This is a genomic window from Agrobacterium sp. CCNWLW32, from assembly GCF_037083425.1.
Lineage (GTDB): Bacteria > Pseudomonadota > Alphaproteobacteria > Rhizobiales > Rhizobiaceae > Agrobacterium > Agrobacterium radiobacter.
This window is the reverse complement of sequence record NZ_JBAOJM010000030.1, coordinates 3,153-6,350: the sequence shown is the minus strand read 5'-3', so window position 1 is coordinate 6,350 and position 3,198 is coordinate 3,153. Positions and strand designations below refer to the sequence as shown.

1 tRNA gene and 2 rRNA genes (1 of these 3 cut by a window edge) are annotated in these 3,198 nt (G+C 52.6%); all 3 read right to left on the bottom strand.

Features of this window, described 5'->3' with window-relative positions:
* Position 1: 1 nt before the first annotated feature.
* Positions 2–78: transfer RNA gene (locus V6R85_RS25920), tRNA-Met, on the bottom strand.
* Positions 79–178: 100 nt separating this feature from the next.
* Positions 179–293, bottom strand: a 5S ribosomal RNA gene (gene rrf / locus V6R85_RS25915).
* A 281-nt stretch (positions 294–574) separates the two neighbouring features.
* Positions 575–3,198 (bottom strand): 23S ribosomal RNA (locus V6R85_RS26100) (it continues 245 nt past the right edge of the window).

Below are 3,198 nucleotides of genomic sequence, written 5' to 3'. Positions count from 1 at the left end.
TTGGTTGCGGGGGCAGGATTTGAACCTGCGGCCTTCAGGTTATGAGCCTGACGAGCTACCGGGCTGCTCCACCCCGCGGAATGATTTATTATAGCATAAAGGCCGCTGTTGGCGGCCTTTTGATTTGGGCTTGAAGCCCATTTTTGTGATTGAGAAGATTTTGTGTTGCGTTTTGCAGACCTGGCAGCGACCTACTCTCCCGCGTCTTGAGACGAAGTACCATTGGCGCTGGGGCGTTTCACGGCCGTGTTCGGAAAGGGAACGGGTGCAGCCGCCCCGCGATAACCACCAGGTCGGCAAAACGCAACGATTTCCATTTTTGAGATGGAAACAGTTTTCGAGAAGCTGGAGAGCCGAAGCTCTATTTAATTTAACACGTCTTTCTTTGACTGGTCCGTTTGCCTGCCTTGCTCGAGGTTGAGCGAGGCAGCCATACAGGACGCTAGTCCGTCGCGCCTTCCGGTTTTTGCTGTCAAGCAAAATACCTGTGGCGCGCGCCGTCTGCAGGGCCCTTGGCCCGTGAAGACAGAAGATGATGTCATCAAGCTTCGCTTGATGAACATATTCAATGGGAACGAAGAAGTCGATCGAGCTATTAGTAACGGTAAGCTTCACACATTGCTGTGCTTCCACACCCGTCCTATCAACGTGGTCGTCTTCCACGGCTCTGATAGGGAACACTCGTTTTCAGGTTGGTTTCCCGCTTAGATGCCTTCAGCGGTTATCCATTCCGTATATAGCTACTCTGCTATGCCCTTGGCAGGACAACAGATCCACCAGAGATACGTCCATCCCGGTCCTCTCGTACTAGGGACAGATCCTGTCAATATTCCTACACCCACGGCAGATAGGGACCGAACTGTCTCACGACGTTCTGAACCCAACTCACGTACCGCTTTAAATGGCGAACAGCCATACCCTTGGGACCTGCTCCAGCCCCAGGATGCGATGAGTCGACATCGAGGTGCCAAACAACCCCGTCGATATGGACTCTTGGGGGTCATCAGCCTGTTATCCCCGGCGTACCTTTTATCCGTTGAGCGATGGCCCTTCCACACGGGACCACCGGATCACTATGACCGACTTTCGTCTCTGCTCGACTTGTCAGTCTCGCAGTCAGGCTAGCTTATGCCATTGCACTCGACGACCGATTTCCGACCGGTCTGAGCTAACCATCGCGCGCCTCCGTTACTCTTTCGGAGGCGACCGCCCCAGTCAAACTACCCACCATACACTGTCCCGGATCCGGATAACGGACCGCGGTTAGACATCCACGAAGATAAGGGTGGTATTTCAAGGATGGCTCCACAGAAACTGGCGTCCCTGCTTCAAAGCCTACCACCTATCCTACACATGCCTTGGCGAATGCCAGTGTAAAGCTATAGTAAAGGTGCACGGGGTCTTTCCGTCTGACCGCAGGAACCCCGCATCTTCACGGGGAATTCAATTTCACTGAGTCTATGTTGGAGACAGCGGGGAAGTCGTTACGCCATTCGTGCAGGTCGGAACTTACCCGACAAGGAATTTCGCTACCTTAGGACCGTTATAGTTACGGCCGCCGTTTACTGGGGCTTCAGTTCAGAGCTTGCACCCCTCCCTTTAACCTTCCAGCACCGGGCAGGCGTCAGACCCTATACGTCGTATTGCTACTTCGCAGAGCCCTGTGTTTTTGATAAACAGTCGCTACCCCCTGGTCTGTGCCACCCCATCATAGTTGCCTAAAATGGGGTCACGCTTCTTCCGAAGTTACGCGTGCAATTTGCCGAGTTCCTTCAACATAGTTCTCTCAAGCGCCTTGGTATACTCTACCTGACCACCTGTGTCGGTTTCGGGTACGGTCTATACGGTGGAGCTATTTCCTGGAACCTCTTCGCCGCACATTCAATCCAATAAGAATGTACAACACACGAGATCCGTCACTACCACCAGGCCCACGAATATTAACGTGGTTCCCATCGACTACGCGTGTCCGCCTCGTCTTAGGGGCCGGCTAACCCTGCTCAGATTAACTTTAAGCAGGAACCCTTGGTCTTTCGGCGAGGGAGTCTCTCACTCCCTTTATCGTTACTCATGTCAACATTCGCACTTCCGATATCTCCAGCAGCCCTCACGGGTCCGCCTTCACAGACTTACGGAACGCTCCGCTACCACTTGCATTACTGCAAATCCTCAGCTTCGGTGCATGGCTTTAGCCCCGTTACATTTTCGGCGCAAAGACCCTTATTTAGACCAGTGAGCTGTTACGCTTTCTTTAAATGATGGCTGCTTCTAAGCCAACATCCTGGTTGTTTTGGGATCCTCACATCCTTTCCCACTTAGCCATGACTTGGGGACCTTAGCTGGAGGTCAGGGTTGTTGCCCTTTTCACGACGGACGTTAGCACCCGCCGTGTGTCTGCCGACTAGTACTCCTCGGTATTCGGAGTTTGGTTAGGATCAGTAAGACGGTGAGTCCCCATAGCCCATCCAGTGCTCTACCCCCGAGGGTATTCGGTCGACGCTCTACCTAAATAGATTTCGCGGAGAACCAGCTATTTCCGAGTTTGATTGGCCTTTCACCCCTAGCCACAAGTCATCCCAATCTATTGCAACAGATACGGGTTCGGCCCTCCAGTTGGTGTTACCCAACCTTCAGCCTGCTCATGGCTAGATCACTCGGTTTCGGGTCTAATGCAACTAACTCAATCGCCCTATTCAGACTCGCTTTCGCTGCGCCTACACCTACCGGCTTAAGCTTGCTAGTTACACTAAGTCGTTGACCCATTATACAAAAGGTACGCCGTCACCCTTGCGGGCTCCGACTGTTTGTAGGCATCCGGTTTCAGGTTCTATTTCACTCCCCTCGTCGGGGTGCTTTTCACCTTTCCCTCACGGTACTTGTTCGCTATCGGTCATGCACGAGTACTTAGGCTTGGAGAGTGGTCTCCCCATGTTCAGACAGGATTTCACGTGTCCCGCCCTACTCAAGGACAATGACTGTTCTACGCGTAAGGGGCTATCACCCTCTATGGCCGACTTTTCCAAATCGTTCCGCTTTATTCATCATTGCCACTGGCCTGGTCCGCGTTCGCTCGCCACTACTTGCGGAGTCTCGGTTGATGTCCTTTCCTGCAGGTACTTAGATGTTTCAGTTCCCTGCGTTCGCTTCTTACCCCTATGTATTCGAAAGTAAGATACCTTATCACAATGCTTGGAAACC